At 68.1% G+C, this 19,021-nt stretch carries 17 protein-coding genes; 12 read left to right on the top strand and 5 right to left on the bottom strand.

The features are described 5' to 3' along the window. The first annotated feature begins 3 nt into the window (after positions 1 to 3). The 6 genes from pheS (at position 4) to HF680_RS11820 (ending at position 6,439) form a co-directional block, all read left to right on the top strand. Positions 4 to 1,080, top strand: coding sequence for a phenylalanine--tRNA ligase subunit alpha (gene pheS / locus HF680_RS11845; RefSeq protein WP_091748933.1), 1,077 nt, complete (start codon positions 4 to 6; stop codon positions 1,078 to 1,080). 12 nt (positions 1,081 to 1,092) lie between these two features. Then, positions 1,093 to 1,506, top strand: a complete 414-nt coding sequence (locus tag HF680_RS11840; protein WP_161638246.1) for a hypothetical protein — start codon at positions 1,093 to 1,095, stop codon at positions 1,504 to 1,506. After that, positions 1,503 to 1,898, top strand: a complete 396-nt coding sequence (locus HF680_RS11835; RefSeq protein ID WP_185225212.1) for a hypothetical protein — start codon at positions 1,503 to 1,505, stop codon at positions 1,896 to 1,898. Before HF680_RS11840 ends, HF680_RS11835 begins: the two co-directional genes overlap by 4 nt. Further along, the gene (pheT, locus tag HF680_RS11830) at positions 1,895 to 4,318 is read left to right on the top strand and encodes a phenylalanine--tRNA ligase subunit beta (protein ID WP_185225211.1); all 2,424 of its coding nucleotides are present in this window, start codon (positions 1,895 to 1,897) and stop codon (positions 4,316 to 4,318) included. The genes HF680_RS11835 and pheT overlap by 4 nt, the downstream gene beginning before the upstream one ends. A 44-nt stretch (positions 4,319 to 4,362) precedes the next feature. Then, positions 4,363 to 5,703: an APC family permease gene (locus HF680_RS11825; RefSeq protein WP_185225210.1), complete on the top strand. Its 1,341-nt coding sequence runs from the start codon at positions 4,363 to 4,365 to the stop codon at positions 5,701 to 5,703. A 124-nt stretch (positions 5,704 to 5,827) separates the two neighbouring features. Next, positions 5,828 to 6,439, top strand: coding sequence for a DUF1134 domain-containing protein (locus HF680_RS11820; protein WP_045811058.1), 612 nt, complete (start codon positions 5,828 to 5,830; stop codon positions 6,437 to 6,439). A gap of 52 nt (positions 6,440 to 6,491) precedes the next feature. Here the strand turns inward: HF680_RS11820 and HF680_RS11815 are convergent, their stop codons facing one another. Further along, entirely contained in the window at positions 6,492 to 7,385 is an 894-nt protein-coding gene (locus HF680_RS11815; RefSeq protein WP_185225209.1) for a Rossmann-fold NAD(P)-binding domain-containing protein, read from the bottom strand. Positions 7,386 to 7,393: 8 nt separating this feature from the next. Then, positions 7,394 to 8,626, bottom strand: coding sequence for an NAD-dependent epimerase/dehydratase family protein (locus tag HF680_RS11810; RefSeq protein WP_045811056.1), 1,233 nt, complete (start codon positions 8,624 to 8,626; stop codon positions 7,394 to 7,396). A 353-nt stretch (positions 8,627 to 8,979) separates the two neighbouring features. On the opposite strand from HF680_RS11810, the gene HF680_RS11805 reads away from it, so the two are divergent. The 4 genes from HF680_RS11805 to HF680_RS11790 all read left to right on the top strand — a co-directional run bounded on the left by HF680_RS11805 (position 8,980) and on the right by HF680_RS11790 (position 12,911). Further along, entirely contained in the window at positions 8,980 to 10,002 is a 1,023-nt protein-coding gene (locus tag HF680_RS11805; RefSeq protein ID WP_045811055.1) for a DUF4167 domain-containing protein, read from the top strand. 71 nt (positions 10,003 to 10,073) lie between these two features. Beyond that, positions 10,074 to 11,381: a hybrid sensor histidine kinase/response regulator gene (locus tag HF680_RS11800; protein ID WP_045811054.1), complete on the top strand. Its 1,308-nt coding sequence runs from the start codon at positions 10,074 to 10,076 to the stop codon at positions 11,379 to 11,381. Between the two features lie 39 nt (positions 11,382 to 11,420). Beyond that, positions 11,421 to 12,095, top strand: a complete 675-nt coding sequence (locus HF680_RS11795) for a DUF4893 domain-containing protein (RefSeq protein ID WP_045811053.1) — start codon at positions 11,421 to 11,423, stop codon at positions 12,093 to 12,095. Between the two features lie 60 nt (positions 12,096 to 12,155). Continuing rightward, entirely contained in the window at positions 12,156 to 12,911 is a 756-nt protein-coding gene (locus tag HF680_RS11790; protein WP_197071047.1) for a DUF4893 domain-containing protein, read from the top strand. Here HF680_RS11790 and HF680_RS11785 read toward each other — a convergent pair. Together HF680_RS11785 and HF680_RS11780 are read right to left on the bottom strand one after the other, a co-directional pair. Then, positions 12,908 to 13,384 (bottom strand): hypothetical protein, encoded by a 477-nt coding sequence (locus HF680_RS11785; protein ID WP_045811051.1) that lies wholly within the window; start codon positions 13,382 to 13,384, stop codon positions 12,908 to 12,910. The genes HF680_RS11790 and HF680_RS11785 overlap by 4 nt on opposite strands. A gap of 89 nt (positions 13,385 to 13,473) precedes the next feature. Then, positions 13,474 to 15,126 carry a serine hydrolase gene (locus HF680_RS11780; protein WP_185225208.1) on the bottom strand — a complete coding sequence of 551 codons (1,653 nt, stop codon included), beginning with the start codon at positions 15,124 to 15,126 and terminating at the stop codon, positions 13,474 to 13,476. Positions 15,127 to 15,271: 145 nt separating this feature from the next. Here HF680_RS11780 and HF680_RS11775 point away from each other — a divergent pair, with 145 nt between their 5' ends. Then, positions 15,272 to 15,715 (top strand): MarR family winged helix-turn-helix transcriptional regulator, encoded by a 444-nt coding sequence (locus HF680_RS11775; protein ID WP_235968960.1) that lies wholly within the window; start codon positions 15,272 to 15,274, stop codon positions 15,713 to 15,715. Positions 15,716 to 15,743: 28 nt separating this feature from the next. Beyond that, positions 15,744 to 17,087, top strand: a complete 1,344-nt coding sequence (locus HF680_RS11770) for a S41 family peptidase (RefSeq protein ID WP_185225206.1) — start codon at positions 15,744 to 15,746, stop codon at positions 17,085 to 17,087. Between the two features lie 5 nt (positions 17,088 to 17,092). Here the strand turns inward: HF680_RS11770 and HF680_RS11765 are convergent, their stop codons facing one another. Next, positions 17,093 to 18,994 (bottom strand): BCCT family transporter, encoded by a 1,902-nt coding sequence (locus tag HF680_RS11765; protein ID WP_185225205.1) that lies wholly within the window; start codon positions 18,992 to 18,994, stop codon positions 17,093 to 17,095. Between the last annotated feature and the right edge of the window lie 27 nt (positions 18,995 to 19,021).

Here is a 19,021-nt window from a genome sequence, read left to right as displayed (position 1 = left end):
CAAATGACCGATCTCGCCACACTCGAACTCGACCTGATCAACGCCATTGGCGGCGCGGAAACCGTCGCCGCCCTGGAAGAGGTGCGCGTCGCCGCCCTGGGCAAGTCCGGCTCCGTCTCCGGCCTGCTGAAGGGCATGGGCGCCATGAGCCCCGACGAACGCCGCGAACAGGGGCCGATGATCAACGGTCTGCGTGACCGCGTCGCCGCCGCCATCGCCGCGAAGAAGACCGCGCTGGAAGCCGCCGAACTAGACGCCCGCCTTCTGTCGGAACGCATCGACCTGACCCTGCCGGCGCGTCCGCGCAGGAAGGGCGGGGTTCATCCCACCATGCAGGTGATGGACGAGATGATCGCCCTGTTCGCCGAGATGGGCTTCGCCGTGGCCGAAGGTCCCGACATCGAGGACGACTTCCACAACTTCACCGCCCTGAACTTCCCGCCCAAACATCCGGCGCGGGAAATGCACGACACCTTCTTCCTGAAGCCGGACCCCGAGACGGGCGAGCGCAAGGTGCTGCGCACCCACACCAGCCCGGTGCAGGTCCGCACCATGATGAGCCAGAAGCCGCCGATCCGCATCGTTGCGCCCGGCCGGACCTTCCGCAAGGACTCCGACGCCACCCACACGCCGATGTTCCACCAGATCGAGGGTCTGGTGATCGACCGTGACATTCACATGGGCCACCTGAAGACCACGCTTCAGACCTTCATCGCCCGCTTCTTCGAACTGGACGCGGTCCAGGCGCGCTTCCGTCCGCACCACTTCCCCTTCACCGAACCGTCGGCCGAAATGGACATCCGCTGCGATCGCTCTGGCGGGAAACTGGTGTTCAACACCGGCGACGACTGGCTGGAGATCCTGGGCTGCGGGATGGTGCATCCCAATGTGCTCAGGAACTGCGGCATCGACCCCGATGAATATCAGGGCTTCGCCTTCGGCATGGGGGTCGATCGCCTGGCCATGCTGAAATACGGCGTGCCCGACCTGCGCCCCATGTTCGACGCCGACACCCGCTGGCTGTCCCACTACGGCTTCTCGGCCTTCGCCGCCCCCAACCCGGCCTCGGGCCTGAGCTGAACGAGTTTCAAGATGACCGATCAAACTGAAACGCCGATGTCGGCCGAAGAAAAGTTCGGCCGAGAACTGGTGGCCCGCACGACCTTCGAAAAGGAAGCCGTCTGGCTGCCGTCGTTGGCCGTTCATCATATGAACGCGGGCAAGACATTCATCGAGGACAAGACGTTCACGAACTGTCTAATCGAAGGACCGGCGGTCATGGCTGTCATGAACGGCACGACGTTCGACAGCTGCAACATGGGCGTGGCGACCAACCCCCGCACGCTGCTGCTTCAGCCGATGGGCGATATGATCGCGGGCGTCGTGGGCATGTCCAACTGCCGCTTTGTTCGCTGCCGCTTCGTTCAGGTGGGCTTCACCGGCGCCCCGGATCTGCTTGAGCAGATCGAGGCCGACCTTCTCAGCGCACGAGCGGTGCAAGCATGAGCCGGCTTCCGATCAACCGTCCCGTCAATCTTGCGCGCGACCTGACCCAGACCAGGTTCGAGAACGTCGATCTGAACCTGCACGATCTTTATCAGCATTGCCGTGACAAGGGCGCGGTCGTGGGGCGCACCTTCACCGGTTGCCGGCTGGATGGCCCGGCGATCGTTTTGGTCGGACCCGGCACGACGTTCGATGAGACGAACTTCGGCGACTCCCGCGGCGGTATGAAAAATCTTCTGCTTCAGCCGATGGGGGACAAGGCGCTGGGCACCATCCCGATGCATGACTGCACCTTCGTGGGCTGCGAGTTCTACAATGTGGGCTTCACTGGAGCCGCCGAGATTCTAGAGCAACTGGCGGCTGTTCCGACGGTGGCGGGACCGGCGGCATGAAGTTCACCCTGTCCTGGCTGAAGGACCACCTCGAGACCGAGGCGGATGTTCAGCAGATCGCCGAGGCGATGACGATGGCCGGGCTGGAGGTCGAGGAAGTGCTCGACCCCGCCGCCAAACTGGCGCCCTTCACCGTGGCCAAGATCGTCTCGGCCGAGCGACATCCCAACGCCGACCGGTTGCAGGTCTGCCAGGTCGAAACGGTCGATGGGATGAAAGAGATCGTCTGCGGCGCGCCGAACGCGCGGGCGGGCCTGACCACCATCTACGCCCCCGTCGGCGCCTATGTGCCGGGTCTGGGCGTGACCCTGGTCGAGAAGCCGGTGCGTGGCGTGGTGTCGAACGGCATGCTGTGCTCGGCCTCCGAGCTTGAACTGTCGGACGAGAGCGACGGCATTCAGGAACTGCCGCCGGAAATCCCCGTCGGCACGCCGGTCGCCGGCCTGTTCGGCGCCGAGCCGGTCATCGATTTCGAGGTCACGCCGAACCGGCCCGACTGGCTGGGCGTGGCCGGCATCGCCCGCGATCTGGCCGCCGCCAGCGTCGGCAAGCTGAAGCATTTCGACATCGCCGTGGTGCGCGGGGGCTTCCCCTCGCCGATCAGCGTGCGGCTGGACGCGCCCGAGATGTGCCCGGTCTTCGCCGGTCGCGTCATTCGCGGCGTCAAGAACGGCCCGTCGCCGGCCTGGCTGCAGAAGCGTCTGACGGCCATCGGCCTGCGCTCGATCAACCGTCTGGTCGATGTGACCAATCTGATCGCCTATGACCGCGCCCGGCCGCTGCACGTCTATGACGTCGCCAAGCTGTCGGGAACGGAGGTCGTGGTGCGAGCGGGGCAGGTTTCGGCCGCAACCGGCGAGCACGAACATCTGATCGCCCTGGACGGCAAAACCTATGCCGCGTCCGCAGCCGACTGCGTCATCGCCGACGCCGGGGGCGAGCGGCCCATCGGTCTGGGCGGCGTCATTGGCGGCGAGAGCACTGGCTGCGACGAGACCACCACCGACGTCTTCCTGGAAAGCGCCTGGTTCGACCCGCTGGTCATCGCCCAGACCGGCCGTGCGCGGGGCATCCACTCCGACGCCCAGTACCGGTTCGCGCGCGGCGTCGATCCGGTCTCGGTCACGCCGGGTCTGGAACTGGCCACGCGCCTGATCCTGGACCTGTGCGGCGGCGAGCCGTCGGACATCGTCTTCGTCGGCGAACCGCCGGCCAGCCCGGCGCCCTTCGCCTTTGACCCTGCCTATGTGAAGCGGCTCAGCGGCATGGACCTGGCCGATGACCGGATCGGCACCATCCTGGGCCAGCTCGGTTTCCTGGTTCAGGCCGCGCCCGCCGGTCAGGCCGAGCCCTGGATCGTCACCCCGCCGTCGTGGCGTCGCGACGTCGAAGGTCCGGCCGATCTGGTGGAAGAGGTTGCGCGCATCGAGGGCTTCGACAGCTTGCCCGATACGCCCCTGCCCGAGGTCGCCCGCCCCGCCGGCGGGGTGCTGAGCCCGCGCCAGGCCCGCGTCCGCACCGCGCGTCGGGCGCTGGCGGCGTTGGGCTATGCCGAGGCCGTCACCTGGTCCTTCACCAAACAATCGACCGCTGCTCTGTTCGGCGGCGGGGATGATCGGCTGGTGCTGGAGAACCCGATCGCGGCCGATCTGGACTGCATGCGGCCCTCGGCCCTGCCGAACCTGATCCAGGCGGCGGCGAGGAACGCCGCTCGTGGTTTCGCCGACGCCGCCCTGTTCGAGATCGGCCCCATCTATCTGGGCGACGGTCCGGCGGATCAGCGCACGGTCATCGCCGGCCTGGTCGCCCCGCACGCCGCCCGTCACTGGGCCGGCGCCGGCGAGGACGCCCTGTTCACGCTCAAGGGCGACCTGACCACCTTGCTGGAAGAGATCGGCGCCCCGGTCGCCTCGCTGCAGCTGGTCCAGGGCCAAAACCGCGACTGGTGGCACCCCGGCCGTTCGGCCCGGCTGCAACTGGGTCCCAAGAATGTGATGGTCGAGTTCGGCGAACTGCATCCGCGCGTCCTGAAGGCGCTGGACGCCGACGGTCCGATCCTGGCTTTCGAGATCGTGCTGGACAATGTGCCGGAACCGCGCGGCAAGAGCGGCAAGGCGCGGGGGTCGACGGACCTGTCGGCCTTCATGCCCCTGACGCGCGACTTCGCCTTCGTGGTCGAAGACGCCAAGCCGGTGGGCGACCTGGTCCGGGCCGCGACGGGCGCCGATAAGGCCCTGATCGCCGACGTGCGGGTCTTCGACGTCTATCGCGGCAAGGGCGTGGACGAGGGCTTCAAGTCCGTGGCGCTGGAAGTCGTGGTCCAACCGCGCGAAGCCACCCTGACCGAAGCCGAGATCGAGGCCCTGACCGCCAAGGTCGTGGCGGCGGTAGAAAAGCAGGGCGGAAAGCTGCGGGCTTGAGGGGCGCAGCGCCGCCTTTCGGGCGGCGCGGGGGAACATAGGCGATGACGACGGAACCTCAGGCGGCCCAACCGGATCGCGGCCATCTGCTGCGCGTCCTGGGCGTGACCTTCGGCGTCGCCGTCGTGGTCGGCGGCGTCATCGGTCAGGGTATATTGCGCACGCCGGGCGTCGTCGCCGAGGGGGTTCAGAACCCCACGATCATCATCGCCCTGTGGTGTGTCGCGGGTCTGGTCGCCTGGATCGACGCCATGTCGACGGTCGAACTGGCCGCCTCGATCCGCAAGACGGGCGGCCCCTATATCTTCGCACGGCGCGCCTTCGGGTCGTTGACCGGCCTCGCCGTCGGCGTTTGCGACTGGTTGGGCAATATGGGCGGCATCGCCTTCATCGCCGTGGTCTTCGGCGAATATCTGCATCGGTTGGGCGTCGCGACCAGCGTGCCGATCGGCGTCCTCGCCCTGTTGATCGTGGTCGTAGTGGGCAGCGTCCAATGGCTGGGCACCAAGGTCGGCGGCCGGTCGCAGGAGATCGGCAGCGCGGTCAAGGCGGCCCTGTTCACCGTGCTGATCATCGGCCTGTTCCTGGCGCCGCGCGGCGCGCCCGTCGCGACCGAGATCGCGCCAGCGACGGCGGCGGCCCTGACCTTCGGTGGCATCGTCATGGCCCTGCGGGCGATCTCTGGCACCTACTACGGCTGGAACAGCGCCTCCTATTTCTGCGAAGAGGTCGTCGATCCGGGCCGGACGATCGCGCGGGCCACCTTCTCGGGCATCGCCGTGGTGACGGTGATCTATGTGCTGGCCAACCTGGCCTATCTGAACGTCCTGACGCCGGCCGAGATGGCCGGCTCGAACCTCGTCGCGGCGGATGCGGCCGGTCGAGTGTTCGGCGATGTCGCCGGCCCTATCGTCACGGCCATCTCGCTGGTGTCGCTGGTGACGATCATCAATGCGATGGTCATGGTGTTCCCGCGCGTCCTGTTCGCCATGGCGCGCGAGTATCAGATATCCGCCCTGACCCGGGTCGCCGCAAACGGCACGCCGCGTCTGGCCCTGATCGCGACCGTGCTGGCCGGCGGGCTGCTGGCGACCATCGGGGTCTACGAGACCCTGCTGACTTTCTCGACGTCGCTGCTGGCGCTGATGAGCGTGCTGGTAAACGCCGCCGTCATCGTTCTGCGCGTGCGCGAGCCCAATCTGGAGCGGCCGTGGAAGATGCCGCTCTACCCCCTGCCGGCCATAGTCGCCTTGGCGATCAATACGACCCTGTTCGTGATCTTCGTGGTCGAGGATCCTTTGACGGCTGGAAAGGCCTTCGGAATGCTGGCGGTCCTGATCGGCCTGGCCTGGCTGCTGGTCCGGCGAAAGCGCGCTACGGCCTGATCGGCGCGCCCGGTAAGACCCCGTTAACCTTGAAGCCGCAAGGCTGCCGCAAAGGTCGGGGACGGTGCAACGAAGACCGGCGCGCCAGCCGGCCGTCCTCTCGTCGCCTTTCGGAGCGCCCTCCATGCATCGCCGCCAACTGATCCTTTCGGGCCTCGCCACCGCCGCCGGCGCCTCGTCGCTGGGCGCCTGCGCCTCGGCGCCGCCGCGCGATCCGAACTATCCGATCCGCTCGGACCAGACGGCCCAGGCCTACAGCTTCGACGAACTGGTGGCGGCCGGCTCGCGCGAGCTGGGCATCGCGGCTGAGGTCGTGGGCGGCGCGATCGAGCGGGTCTTCGCCGACCAGGGCGACCGTCCGACCGCCTATATCGCAGGCGAGGAAGGCTCCGGCGCCGTGGTCGTCGGCGCCCGTTACGGCCGCGGCGCCCTGCACATGAAGGACCTGTCGGCCTCTCAGGAAGTGTTCTGGCAGGGCGCGTCGGTGGGCTGGGACTGGGGCGGCAACGCAAGCCGCGTCTTCACCCTGGTTTACGGCCTGTACCACCCCGACATGATCTATCGCCGCTATCCCGGCATCGAGGGCTCGGCCTATCTGGTCGCCGGCCTGGGCGTAAACTATCAGCGCGCTGACGGCATCGTCCTGGCCCCCATCCGCACCGGCGTCGGCCTGCGCCTGGGCGCCAACGTCGGCACCATGAGCTACAGCCGCCAGCGCAATCTGTTGCCGTTCTGAGCGCGCTAGGCTCGCGACGCGGTCGCTCGCGGCTTGAGCGCGTGACTGCGCCCTAGCTCACCAATCGCAGCGGCGGCGGCGCATCCATCAGCGTCGCCAGCCCCTCGCGCCAACTGGGATAGACGGGCCGCCAGCCCAACTCGGCCTTGGCCAGGGCGTTCGAGACGCGCTTGGAGTCCAGATAGAAGCGGCGCATCGCCTCGCTGACGCTGTCGTCGGTCCAGTCGACCTGGGGCGGGCGGGGCAGGCCCATCCGACCCGCCGCCCATTCCATCACCACGTCGGCCGGCGACGGTTCGTCGTCGGTCAGATTGTAGGCGGCGCCCGGTCGCGGCCGCGCCATCGAGGCGAACAGGCCCGAGACGATGTCGTCCACATGGATGCGATTGAAGACCTGGCCGGGCTTTCTGACCAGTTTCGCCGTGCCTTCCCTCAGCCGCTCGACCACGCTGCGCCCCGGTCCGTAAAAACCGGGCAGGCGGAAGATCTGGACCGTCAGCCCCATCCCCTGCGCCCCATCCAGCCAGTCGCGTTCGGCCCGGACGCGGCGTGCGCCCTCCAGATTGGCGGCGTTCAGCGGCCCGTCCTCGAACACCCATCCGCCGGCGCGGTCGCCATAGACGGAGGTGGAGGAGACATAACCGATCCAGTCGGGCCAGGCGTCGCCCGCCAACGGACCCAGGGCCCGCAGACCGGGGCACCCCTGCGCGTCCGGCGCGGCGGTGATCAGCACGGCGGTCGCCGCCTCCAGCGCCGTCTTCAGGGCCGCCGTATCGCCGGGATCGATGGCCATGATCCCGTCGGCCGCCAGGGCGCGGCGCCGCTCGGGGTCGCGCGACGTGGCGGTCGCGCGTCCGCCGCGCCGTATGGCCTCCAGCGCCGCCGCCCGCCCCAGATAGCCGCCGCCGAAGAGCAGCAGATCGAGGGAAGGGGAGGCGATAGGCATTACGAAACTCAGGCCGTCAGAACTTGGGAAGGCGGCGCGTTGACTGCCGGTCGCGCCTCATTTTCCAGCGCCTCCGCCCGGCGTTGGTTCCAGGCGGAGACGCACGGCACCCGACCCAGATCGGCCCGGTCGGCATAGCGGCGGGCGATGTCCGTCACCTCGTCCATCAGACCCTGCGCCAGGGTGATCGGCTTCAGCCCCAGATCGCGGAACTGATCGTTGGCGACGACCAGATCGTTCTCGTCGGCCTCCTGACGCGGATTGGCGACATTGTGGACTTCGGCGCCGGTCTTGTCGGCGATCATGCCTGCCAGATCGCGCACGCGGCGGCTCTCGGTCATTTGGTTCAGGATCTTGACCCGGTCGCCCCGCTTGGGCGGGTTCTTTAGCGCCAGCTCGACGCAGCGCACCGTGTCCTGAATATGGATGAAGGCCCGCGTCTGGCCGCCCGATCCATGCACCGTCAGCGGATAACCGACCGCCGCCTGCATCAGAAAGCGGTTCAGCACCGTGCCGTAATCGCCGTCATAATCGAAGCGGTTGATCAGTCGTTCGTCCTGTTTGGTCTGTTCGGTCTGGGTGCCCCAGACGATGCCCTGGTGCAGGTCGGTGATGCGCAGATTGTCGTTGCGGGCATAGAATTGGAACAGCAGGGCGTCCTGCGTCTTGGTCATGTGATAGATGCTGCCAGGATTGGGCGGGAACAGGATTTCCTGCTCGGCGGGACCGTTGTCGGTCTCCACCGTCACCTTCAGATAACCCTCGGGGATACGAAGACCCGCCGTGCCGTAGCCATAGACGCCCATTGTCCCCAGGTGCGCCAGGTGAACGTCCAGGCCGCTTTCGACGATGGCGGCCAGCAGATGGTTGGTGGCGTTGATGTTGTTGTCGACGGTGTACAGCTTGTGCCGCGCCGACTTCATCGAATAGGGGGCGGCCCGCTGCTCGGCGAAATGCACCACGCTGTCGGGGGCGAGGTCGCGGATCAGGGCGACCAGGCGGTCAAACTCCTTGCCCACCGTCATGTTGACGAAGCCGATGTCGCGGCCGGACACGTCTTTCCACGCCTTGATCCGCTCGCCCATGGTGCGGATCGGCGTCAGGGACTGGACCTCCAGCTCGTTGTCGATGTTGCGGCGGCTCAGGTTGTCGACGATGGTCACGTCCCACCCTTCGGCCGACAGATGCAGGGCCGTGGGCCAGCCGCAAAAACCGTCGCCGCCCAGAACCAGCACGCGCATGGGATCGCCTCGTCGTCGTCTCAAAGGTCATGCCTAGCCCAGCCGGCGGGCTTGGCAAAGCGGCGCTGTGCAGGGTTCGGTGCGACGCATTGACGAATATTGCTTGGAAAGGCCGCCCACTCGGGTTAAGTCTCTGCCGTCTCCCACTCAATCGCAGCTTTACGGGCGCATACCCGGCTGTTCGCGGCTTGAGCCGGCCATGACGGTCGGTCCCCAAAGGACCGGCGCACCATGCGGGCGACAAGGCATTCCGACAGTTCGACAATCGGGGATCGGCCCCGAGCGAGACGGAACCACGAAACGGACGGAACCGGCCTTCAGGCTTTGGTCCGCCCCTGCACACGGTAGCGCGAATGAGAGATTTCAAGGGCATGAAGCGTCAGCGCGGACGCAATCGGAACAAGGCGGGCGCCAATAACGCCAACAACGCCAATCCGAATCGTTCGTGGGATTCGCAAGGCCCCGAGAACATCAAGGTCCGGGGCAACGCCCAGACGGTGTACGAGCGCTATCAGCAGCTGGCCCGCGATGCGGCCTCCAGCGGCGACCGGGTGCTGGCCGAAAACTATCAGCAGCACGCCGAGCACTATTACCGGGTCCTGCGCGCGCTCCAGCCGCAGCGGTCCTTCTCGGACATCGCCGCGCGCGAACAGTCCAACCAGGGCTTCGACATCGACTTCGAGGACGAATCCGGCGCTCAGGCCGCCGCCTTCGTCGCCGCCCAGCAGGCCGCCGACCGTCAGGCCGCAGAGGCCGCCGAACGCGCCGAGCAGAACCAGAACCGCGATCAGAACCGCGACCGCGACTACAATCGCGACCGGGACCGGGATCGTGACAACCGCGACCGCGACCGCGATCAGAACCGCGATCGTGACCGTGACGAGAACCGCGACGGTCAGCAGTCTCGCGAACCCCGCGAGCCGCGCGAGCCGCGCGAGGGCGACGAGGTCCGCGCCGAGGGCGAGGGCGGCGGTCGTCGCGAAAGCCGCCGCGAACGCTGGGAGCGTCGCCGCGAGGAACGTAATCGCCGCTTCGATAATCAGGACGGCTCCCAAGACGGTGCTGAGGGCGTAGCTCCTGCCTATGCCGAGGCCGAGCGCGCCGAAGCCGTCAGCGAAGCGCCCACCGCTGAAGCCCCTGTCGCTGAAACGCCGAGCGTCGAGGCGCCGGCCGCCGACGAACGGCCCGCACGCCGTCCGCGCCGCACCGCCGCCGCTGTCGCGGCGGACGAGGGCGACGCCCCGACCGCCCTGCCGGGCTTTCTGACGCGCGCGCCGGCATCGTCGGGTCCGGTCGAGCAGGCCGAAGGCGAGGCGGCCCCGCGTCGCCGTGCGCCGCGCCGCAAGCCCGAAGCCGCCGCGGCCAGCGAAGACTGATAACAACCTAGGCGGGCACGTTTACCTGAATGCAACTCTAACGCGTCAATATGGCGCGTCGGAGGGGCGTCATGGATTTCGTCTTGCTTGTCTTGTCCCTGGCGCTGGCGGGGACCTGCGCCGGGATCTGGCTCTGGCTTCAGGCGCACGGGGTCGCCGAGCGCCTGCGTCGTGAGAACGCCCGGCTCGAAGCCCGCGCCGTCCAGCAGGCCGAAGGCCTGCGCCGCGCCCTGACGACGGCCGAGGGCGAGGTCGACCGTCTGACCGCCGAGCTGCGGACGCGGGACGAGATCATGCAGGCCCTGGGGCGAGAACTGCGCAACCCCCTGACCACGATCATGGGCTTCGCCCAGTTGCTGCGCGCCAACGACCAGGCCGACCCTCTGACCGCGCGCCAGGCTCAGTTCGTGCGTCAGATCGAGGCCGCGGCCGGCGTCCTGTTGGCTGTGATCGAGGAAACTGAAGCCTTCATGAGCGGCGACGGCGGCGGTTCGCCTTCGTTGCACCGCGTGGATCTGCGTCTGGCGCTGCGCCAGGTCTGCGATGGGCTGGAGGCGCAGGCGCGAGAGGCGGGGGTGACGCTGGCCTGTCCGCCGCCTGCCCACGGCCTGTGCGTCATGGCCGACCCGGGCCAGATTCGCCGCATCCTGCGCCGATTGGTCGAGAACGCCCTGCGCCATTCGCCCAGCGGAGGCACGGTGCGCATGGAGATGTCGCGCGCTGAGGACCGGATCGTCATCGCCATCCATGACGCCGGGATGATCCCGGCCGGCGCGGGCGACGACCGACCGTTCCGCCCGCTGGATGGTCGCGACGCCAGAGGCGGCACCGCCCTTGGCGTCGCCTCGGTCCAGCGGTTGACCGAGCGGATGGGCGGCGCCCTGACTATGGCGCGCAACCCCGGCGCGGGCGCCGTCTTCTCGCTCAGCCTGCCGGCAGCCCCCGCGCCGGGTCTGGCGTCATCGCGTCAGGCGGTGGTGCTCTACATCGAGGACAATCCCGCCAACATCGCCCTGATGCGCCAGGCGGCGAGCGGGCTGGGCCTGACCCTGCATGCCGCGACGACGGGGCCGGAGGGGCTGGATCTGGCGCGCGCGCTCAGACCCGACATCATCCTGCTCGACATCGGCCTGCCGGACATGGACGGCTATGAGGTCAAGGCGCGGCTGGACGTCGACCCCCTGACGCGCCATGTGCCGGTCCTGGCGCTGACGGCGGCCGTCTCGGCGCCGGACCGGGCGCGCGGCCGCGCCGCCGGCTTCGACGCCTGGCTGGCCAAGCCGCTGGATCTGGCGGCCCTGGCTGCGGCGCTGAATACGGCCCTGAATACGGCCCTGGGCGGCCCGGAGGTTGACGCCGACGGTCGCGAGAGGGCCTAAGAGGCTCAAGTTCGCCTGGTCGCCCCAAGGGAAGCGTCGATGTCCCCTTTCATCCCGTTCCGCTCGCTGACGCGTCGTCTGGCGCCGCTGGCCGTCGTGTGCGCCGTCGCCGCCTGCGCTTCGACGCCGCCGCCGCCGCCCCCGCCGCCGTCCGGCGCATCGGGCGCGCTGATGGACTGGCGCGGCGTCATCACCTCCGGCGACCGGGATCGCTATCGCCGCGTCGACGCCGCCTGGACCTTGGCCCTGCAACAGGCCAAGCGTCAGCGCGGCTCCGGCGATCTGAACAGCCTGGGCGATCTGATCGACCCCAAGGCCGACCGTCCCGGCGTCGCCCCGCCGCCCGGCGACTATCGCTGCCGCACCGTCAAACTGGGTACCCAGGGGGGCGAGGACGGGCTGGGCTATGTCGTCTATGGCTGGTTCGCCTGCCGCATCGAACAGACGCCGAAAGGCCTGAAGTTCTCCAAGCTGACCGGCTCGCAGCGCCCCTCCGGTCTGCTCTTCCCCGAAGACGACCGCCATATGGTGATGCTCGGCTCACTGGCCTTGGCGCAGGAGCCCGCCGCCAACACCTATGGCCGAAATCCCGACCGCGATCTGGTCGCCATCCTGCAACGCATCGGCGAGGCGCGCTGGCGGCTGGTCCTTCCGTGGCCCAACACCGAATCGAATCTGGACCTGATCGAGCTGGTCCCGGCGCCGCGCGGCTAAGGTTCGCCTGAACCTCGGGCGCCCTGTCACGTTCGGTCAGGGCAACCGATGGAGACGCTGATGCGCCGCACCCCTCTGGCCGTTCTGGCCCTGATGACCACGACAGCCCTGGCGGCCTGTGGCGACGACCGTCCCGCAAGCCCGGCTTCTCCCGCGACGCCGGCCGCTCCCGCTTCTCCGGCGGCCCACGCCTCTCCGGCCGATCCCGCCACGCCCGCTTCAGGAACAACGCCGCAGCAGCCCGCGACGCCCGCAGGCGGCATGCAGGGCGGAACCGACGACTGGCGTCAGGTCGCGAAGGCCGCCGACGCCAGCCTACTTGGCCGGCTGGATCAGGCTTGGCGCATGGCCCGCGCCGAGGCCGAAGACGGCGGCTTCTCGCGTCAGGTCGAGGCTCTGGGGCCGCTCGCCGATCCCAACGCCGCCCAGACGGGCCGCAACCAACCCGGCCCCGGAACCTATCGCTGCCGCACCATCAAGATGGGTCGCCGTGTCGAGGGCCAGGGACTGGCCTATGTGGAATATCCCTGGTTCGCCTGTTCGGTCGCGCTGACGCCCGGCGGCGATCTGGTCCTGACCAAGACGACGGGATCGCAGCGCACGCGCGGCCTGATCTATCCCGACACCGACCGCCGCGCCGTCTATGTCGGCGCCCAGGCCTGGGGCGCCGACGAGAAGACCTTCCCCGCCTATGGCGACAAGGCCGAACGCGATCAGGTCGGCGTCATCGAACGCATCGGCCAGAACCGCTGGCGCCTGGTCCTGCCGTGGCCCAAGCAAGAGGCCAAGCTGGAGCTGCTGGAGATCACCGGCTAGCGCGCGCCGGTCGAGCGGGCGATCGCGGCGCGCATGCCCTCGGCGTGAAGCGCGCCTGACGGGGCGATCTTGGTGTTCGGCGTTTCGCTGGGTCCCAGATCGGCGGTGCGATCCTCCGGCCCGGTCCAGCTCGGGCTTTCGGCCTTGCGACGGACGGCCTCGCGCAGATTGTCGGTCGCCGTCGCGGATGCCCCGCCGGATTTAGAGCCGGATTTGCGCCGGTCCATCTCATTGGCGACGCGGGCGATGGCCTCGGTCAGCAGCGCCTTCTTTTCACGCGCGCCCGCATCCGGGCCGCTCTTTCCCGCACGAACGCGCGTCCGGATCTGGCGCTGAACCCGATCGCGCCGCGCGCGCAGCCGCCCGATCAGATCTCGCAGCTCCGCCGGCGAACGCTCGGCCAGCGCCTTCGTCTGTTCGACCATATCCGCCTCATCGCGATCCAGCGCGCGCGGGTTTGGGGTCTTTGACATGACGGTCTCCCTTTCGATTGATGGGAAGACAGCGTCAGGACGCCGGGGCTGTTCCGGTTTGCGACCCTGGGTCACAGGGTCGTCCGAGGTCAAACCCGCGTCAGTCTCAGGTCCTGATAGTCATAGCTGAAGTCGATGTCGGGGCTGACCCCCTTCACCGTCGCGGTCGCCGGCTTGGCGGTCAGGATCGAGAAGGTGACGAAGGCGTCCTCCTCGCGCTTGTCCGGGAAACGTGTGCGGAAGGTCTCGCCGTCATACGGCTCCAGCCAGCCTTGCAGGGCGGGCGTGTGGGTGAAACTCAGCCACAGGCCGCTCTTGCGATTGCGACCGCGCCCCTCGGTCTTGGGCGCAATGACGATGTCGCCGTACCACGGATCACGCCAGGTCCCGGCGTAGGCGTCCAGCGGCATGGACGGGGGCGCGCCCGCCGCCTGTTTGGCGTCGATATCGGCCGCGGCGGCGATGGATTTTGCATTGCCCTGGACCTCCAGCGTCTTGGAGTCCGCGATCCAGTCCACATCGACCTTGCCCATGCAGATGTCGGTGATGCCAGACCTCAAGGCGCGCAGCAGGAAGCTCTCCTCGGCGTTGGAGAAGACGCTAAAGCCGGTCTTGCGGCCGGGGATCAGCACCGTGGCGGAAATCCCGCCGGGCGAGCCGCCGCCGTGGCTGGCGATCCGCTCGCCGCGATAGTCCTGAACCTGCAGACCCATGGCGTAGGTCGAGGCGATGGATCGGTTGGGCAGTTCCGCCGTTGGTCCGGCCGAGGATCCAACGATGATGTTGGGGCGATACATCTCGCGCGCCGCATCCTCGGAATACAGCCGCGTCCCGTCGGGCAGCTTGCCGTCGTTCAGCCGCAAGGCGATCCATTTGGCCCAGTCGGTCGGGGTGGTGCAGATGCCGCCTGCCGCCGCCGCCGAATCCCAGTTCCACACCTCGACGATGGACTTGGCGATCTGGGTCATCGCGCCTTGATAGCGCAGCGGCGGCCCGACCCGGCCGTGGGGCAGGGCGGACCTGGACGCATCGGCCAGACGCGCCAGCGGCACGGTTTCGGTCATCCCGACCTTGTCCAGGATGCGCGTCTGGATGAAGGCCTCCCAGCTCATCCCCGACACGGCCTCAAGCACCGCGCCTGCCACCACGAACATCAGGTTGCAGTAGTGGTAGCGCGCCCGGAATCCGTCCTCGATCGGCACGAAGGCGGCCTGGGCCAGCACCTCGGCGCGGGTGCGGTCCGAGTTGGGCCAGAACAGCAGGTCGCCGGCGCCCAGACCGAATCCGGCCCGGTGGCTCAGCGTATCGCGCACCGTGATGTGCGCGCCGATATAGGGATCGGACAGGGTGAAGCCGGGCAGATAGGTCCGAACCGGCGCGTCCCACTTCACCTTGCCCTCGTCGACCAGGATGGCCAGGGCGGCGGCGGTGACATTCTTGGTGTTGGAGGCGATGGCGAACAGGGTGTGCTCATCGGCCCGCGCGGGCTTGCCTTGAACCTTGACGCCATAACCGCGCGCCAGAACGGTCGCCCCGTCCTTGACCACCGCGACGCCCAGCGCCGGCTGATCCGGCCAGGCCGCCATGCACTTGGCCACATAGGCGTCCACCGCCGCCGCCAGCGACGCATCATCGTTCGCCGGCGCGCTCTGAGCTGTCGTTTGGGCGAGCACCGGCCCCGCCGCCAGCGCCACCGCGCCTCCGGAAGCGAACAGGGTGCGGCGCGACAAACGAAGGGACATGGCGAACTCCAGCGAAGACCGCCGGACGCTAGCGCCCCGCCAGCCCAAGGCCAAGCGCTGCTGACAAAAGGAGATTGACGATAAATATAAGCACTTATATATATAAGTCCTCATGTTGTCTGCATCGCCCACCCTCGGAACGCTCTTGCGCCATCTGATCGATCTTCTGGACGGAGAGGTCGAGGCGGCCTATGCGGCCTCTGGCCTGCATTGGCGTCCCCGCTACACGCCGATCCTGCGCGTTCTGATGCGCGACGGCGGGCAGTCGATCAAGACCATCGCGCAGCAGATCGGCATCAGCCATTCGGCCGTCAGCCAAACCGTGACCCAGATGGTCAAAGACGAGCTGGTTCTGCTGAAGCCCGGCGCCGTCGCGCGCGAGCGGATCGTGATGCTGACCGCCAAGACCGAAGCGATGATCCCGCGTCTGCAACGTCAATGGTCGGCGGTGAACCAGGCGGCCGAGACGCTGGACCAAGAGCTGTCGGCGCCCCTCTCCGGCGTGGTCAAGGAGGCCATCGCCGCCCTGACGGATCAACCCTTCCGCCAACGCATACAGGCGGCTGCAAAAACGCAGTCCGCGCCCTAAACCCTTAACCTCTCCAACGGAATCTATCATGCGTTCCAAGCTGCTTTCCGCCGCTGCGATGGCGCTCGCCCTGATGGGCGGCCAAGGCGTCGCTCATGCCCAGGCCCGGCAGCCCGTCGCGGCCGCCGCCCAAACCGAACTGTCCGCAGCCCAGCGGGCGGCGGTCCTGAGCGCGATCCGACAGGCGGTTCAGTCCTCCTACGTCTTTCCCGACCGGGCGCCGGCGATCCTCGCCCGGCTCGACGCCGCCCAGGCCTCCGGGCGCTATGAGGTGTCCTCGCCAAAGGAATTGGCGGGGCTGATCAGCGGCGACCTGCGCGACGCCAGCCAGGACGGTCACGTCTATCTGGAATATGCGCCTGATCGCTTCGCCGCCGCCTCGGCCGGCGCCGACGCGACCCAAGCCCTTTCAGAGATCGACGCCGCCGCCGCCCGTCGCGACAACCACGGTCTCAGCGCCTTGGAAATCCTGCCCGGCAACGTCCGCTATCTGAAGATCGACGCCTGCTATTGGGTCTCGGACGAAACGGGCCGCGCCTATGACGACGCCATGCGGTTCCTGAAGGGCGGCGACGCGGTCATAATCGACCTGCGGGGAAATAGCGGCGGAGCGTCCGAGGCGGTCCAGTATCTGGTCAGCCACTTCCTAAAGGCCGGGACGCTGGAAATCACCTTCCTGAAGGCCGGGCAGGAGCCCGTGCAGACGCGCGCGCTCGACAATCTGCCCGCCGGGCGACTGACCGGTACGCCCCTGTATGTGCTGATCGACCAGGCCTCGGCCTCTGCGGCGGAATCCTTCGCTTATGACGTTCAGCAGTTCAAACTCGGCCGGCTGGTGGGAGCCAAGACGGCGGGCGCCGCCAACAACAATGACTTCTTCCCCATCGCGCCGGGCTTTATGCTCAGCCTGTCGGTCGGCCGGCCCGTTCACGCGGTCAGCGGCGGCAACTGGGAGGGCGTCGGCGTGGCGCCGGACACCCCGACTTCCTCCGTCCAGGCGCTGGACGCCGCCCAGGCCGAGGCCCTGCGCGGCTTGCTGTCGACGACGACGTCCGACGCCGCCAAGACGGACTACGCCTGGGCCCTGACTGCGGTCGAGGCGCGCCTGAACCCGCCCGTGACCGACGCCGCCCTGCTGCAATCCGCGCCCGGCGCCTATCGCAACTACGTGGTCACGATGCAGGACGGCGCCCTGGTCGTCGCCCGGCCCGGCCACCCGCTGTGGCCCGCGCCGCGCAAGCTGCAAGCGCTGACCGCAGACGGCCTGTTTGCGGTCGAGGGTCTCGACGTCCTGCGCATCGGCTTCAAGGACGGCGCCATGCAACTGTGGTGGAAGGACGAGCCCGCGCCGCGCATCATCCCAAGGACCTGAGGTCCTTAGGCCAGTCGCCAGCGTTGCAGCTTTTCCAGCACGTCGGCGACGATCTGGTCGCGGGTGAAGCCGGTGATGTCGTGGGGGCGTTCGCCTTGGCCGGTCTGGGCGGTCAGTCGCCATTCCAGCAGGCGGCGGCCTTCGGGCGTCTCGCGCTGGGTCACGGCGGGACGCGGACGCGAGCGGGCGCCCAGGCGATAGATGAAGGTGCGCTCGCCCTGCTTGACCGTCAGCCAGGCGACGCCGTCGTCACGCCCGATCTCGGACTCCGCCGCCTCGGCCTCCATGGCGGCGTGAACCGTTTCCAGCGCGGGCAGGCCGTGGCGCTCGATCTCATCGTCGATGTCGTTGCGGCTGGCCGGGGCCAGGATGCGTTTCAGCTGTTGCGCCAGGGGCGCGCCTTCGGTCTCGAGGCTGCGGCCCGCGACGTCGGCGTTCATCTGGCGCACCAGGCCTATCGACAGCAGGATCATGATCAGGACGAAGGGCAGGGCGGCGGCCAGGGTCGCCGCCTGCAGCGCGCCCAGCCCGCCCGCCAGCAACAGGGTCGCGGCGACCAGGCCCAGCAGCAGGCACCAAAAAATCCGCTGCCAGCGCGGCGTGTCTTCGGCGCCGCCAGAGGCGATGGTGTCGATCACCAGGGCGCCGGAATCGGCCGAGGTGACGAAGAAGACCGCCACCAGCAGGATGGCCAGACCCGAGGTAAAGGCTGCGCCCGGCAGCTGCTCCAGGAAGTAGAACAGGGCGGTCGACAGGTTGGCCGAGACGGCGTTGGAAATCGCGCCCGCCGCCTGCCCCATGTCCAGGCTGATCGCCGTATTGCCGAAAACGGTCATCCACAGGAAGGTGAAGCCGGCCGGCGCCAGCAGAACGTTCAGCAGGAACTCCCGCACCGTTCGCCCGCGCGAGATCCGGGCGATGAACATCCCCACGAACGGCGACCAGGCGATCCACCAGGCCCAGTAGAACAGGGTCCAGTCCGCCATCCAGGCGCGCGGCTCATAGGCGTAGAGGGTGAAGGTTCGCTCGACGAAATGGCTGAGATAGAAGCCGAAGTTCTGGACCAATGCCTTGAACAAAAAGCCGGTCGGCCCGACCACCAGCACGAACAGCATCAGCAGCACCGCCAGAACCAGGTTCAGCTCCGACAGACGGCGCACCCCCTTGCCGACCCCGCTCATGACCGAGGCGGTCGCCGCCGCCATGACCACGACGATCAGCCCGACCTGAACCCAGGCGGTGTTGGGAATGCCCAGCAGATAGGTCAGGCCGCTGTTCATCTGCGACACGCCGAAACCCAGAGACGTGGCGATGCCGAACGCCGTGCCCCAGATGGCGAAGATGTCGACCGCATCGCCGATGCGCCCGTTGACGCGCCTGCCCAGCAAGGGCGACAGCCCCGACCTCAGCGTCAGCGGCAGACCCTTGCGGTGCGCGAAGAAGGCCAGGCTGAGGCCCACCAGCGCATAGATCGACCAGGCATGCGCCCCATAGTGGAAGAAGGTGATGCCCATGGCCTGACGCGCGGCGTCGAAGGTGCGGCCGGCGCCTTCGGGCGGATTGATATAGTGCTGGATCGGCTCAGCGACGCCGAAATACATCAGGCCGATCCCCATGCCGGCGGCGAACAGCATGGCCAGCCAGGACAGATAGGGAAAGTCTGGCTCGGCGTCGTCCGGCCCCAGCTTCAGCGCGCCGGTCGGGCCGATCGCCAGCACCAGCACCAGCCCCACGAAGGCGGCGACCGAGGCGATATAGAGCCAGCCGAAGGTGTCGATCACCCAGGCCTGAACGCTCTGGAACAGGCGGTCGGATTCTCCCGGCGCGACGATGGCGACGAGGAGCAGCAGCGCGATGATGGCGCTCGCGCCCCAGAACACGCGGGGGTTCATCTTCGTGGTCAGCATCGGGTCAAAGCGTATGGCGAAGCTGAC

Source organism: Brevundimonas huaxiensis, from assembly GCF_014218725.1.
In the GTDB taxonomy this organism is placed as follows: Bacteria; Pseudomonadota; Alphaproteobacteria; order Caulobacterales; family Caulobacteraceae; genus Brevundimonas; species Brevundimonas huaxiensis.
The sequence above is the reverse complement of the archived record's forward strand: the minus strand, read 5'-3'. Positions and strand labels throughout refer to the sequence as shown.

Coding starts and splice junctions, on each gene's coding strand:
- HF680_RS11770 (WP_185225206.1), top strand. CDS start 15,744: ATGCGTTCCAAGCTGCTTTCCGCCGCTGCGATGGCGCTCGCCCTGATG.
- HF680_RS11810 (WP_045811056.1), bottom strand. CDS start 8,626: ATGCGCGTGCTGGTTCTGGGCGGCGACGGTTTTTGCGGCTGGCCCACG.
- HF680_RS11815 (WP_185225209.1), bottom strand. CDS start 7,385: ATGCCTATCGCCTCCCCTTCCCTCGATCTGCTGCTCTTCGGCGGCGGC.
- HF680_RS11790 (WP_197071047.1), top strand. CDS start 12,156: ATGCGCCGCACCCCTCTGGCCGTTCTGGCCCTGATGACCACGACAGCC.
- HF680_RS11840 (WP_161638246.1), top strand. CDS start 1,093: ATGACCGATCAAACTGAAACGCCGATGTCGGCCGAAGAAAAGTTCGGC.
- HF680_RS11825 (WP_185225210.1), top strand. CDS start 4,363: ATGACGACGGAACCTCAGGCGGCCCAACCGGATCGCGGCCATCTGCTG.
- HF680_RS11785 (WP_045811051.1), bottom strand. CDS start 13,384: ATGTCAAAGACCCCAAACCCGCGCGCGCTGGATCGCGATGAGGCGGAT.
- pheT (WP_185225211.1), top strand. CDS start 1,895: ATGAAGTTCACCCTGTCCTGGCTGAAGGACCACCTCGAGACCGAGGCG.
- HF680_RS11805 (WP_045811055.1), top strand. CDS start 8,980: ATGAGAGATTTCAAGGGCATGAAGCGTCAGCGCGGACGCAATCGGAAC.
- HF680_RS11835 (WP_185225212.1), top strand. CDS start 1,503: ATGAGCCGGCTTCCGATCAACCGTCCCGTCAATCTTGCGCGCGACCTG.
- pheS (WP_091748933.1), top strand. CDS start 4: ATGACCGATCTCGCCACACTCGAACTCGACCTGATCAACGCCATTGGC.
- HF680_RS11820 (WP_045811058.1), top strand. CDS start 5,828: ATGCATCGCCGCCAACTGATCCTTTCGGGCCTCGCCACCGCCGCCGGC.
- HF680_RS11795 (WP_045811053.1), top strand. CDS start 11,421: ATGTCCCCTTTCATCCCGTTCCGCTCGCTGACGCGTCGTCTGGCGCCG.
- HF680_RS11780 (WP_185225208.1), bottom strand. CDS start 15,126: ATGTCCCTTCGTTTGTCGCGCCGCACCCTGTTCGCTTCCGGAGGCGCG.
- HF680_RS11800 (WP_045811054.1), top strand. CDS start 10,074: ATGGATTTCGTCTTGCTTGTCTTGTCCCTGGCGCTGGCGGGGACCTGC.
- HF680_RS11765 (WP_185225205.1), bottom strand. CDS start 18,994: ATGCTGACCACGAAGATGAACCCCCGCGTGTTCTGGGGCGCGAGCGCC.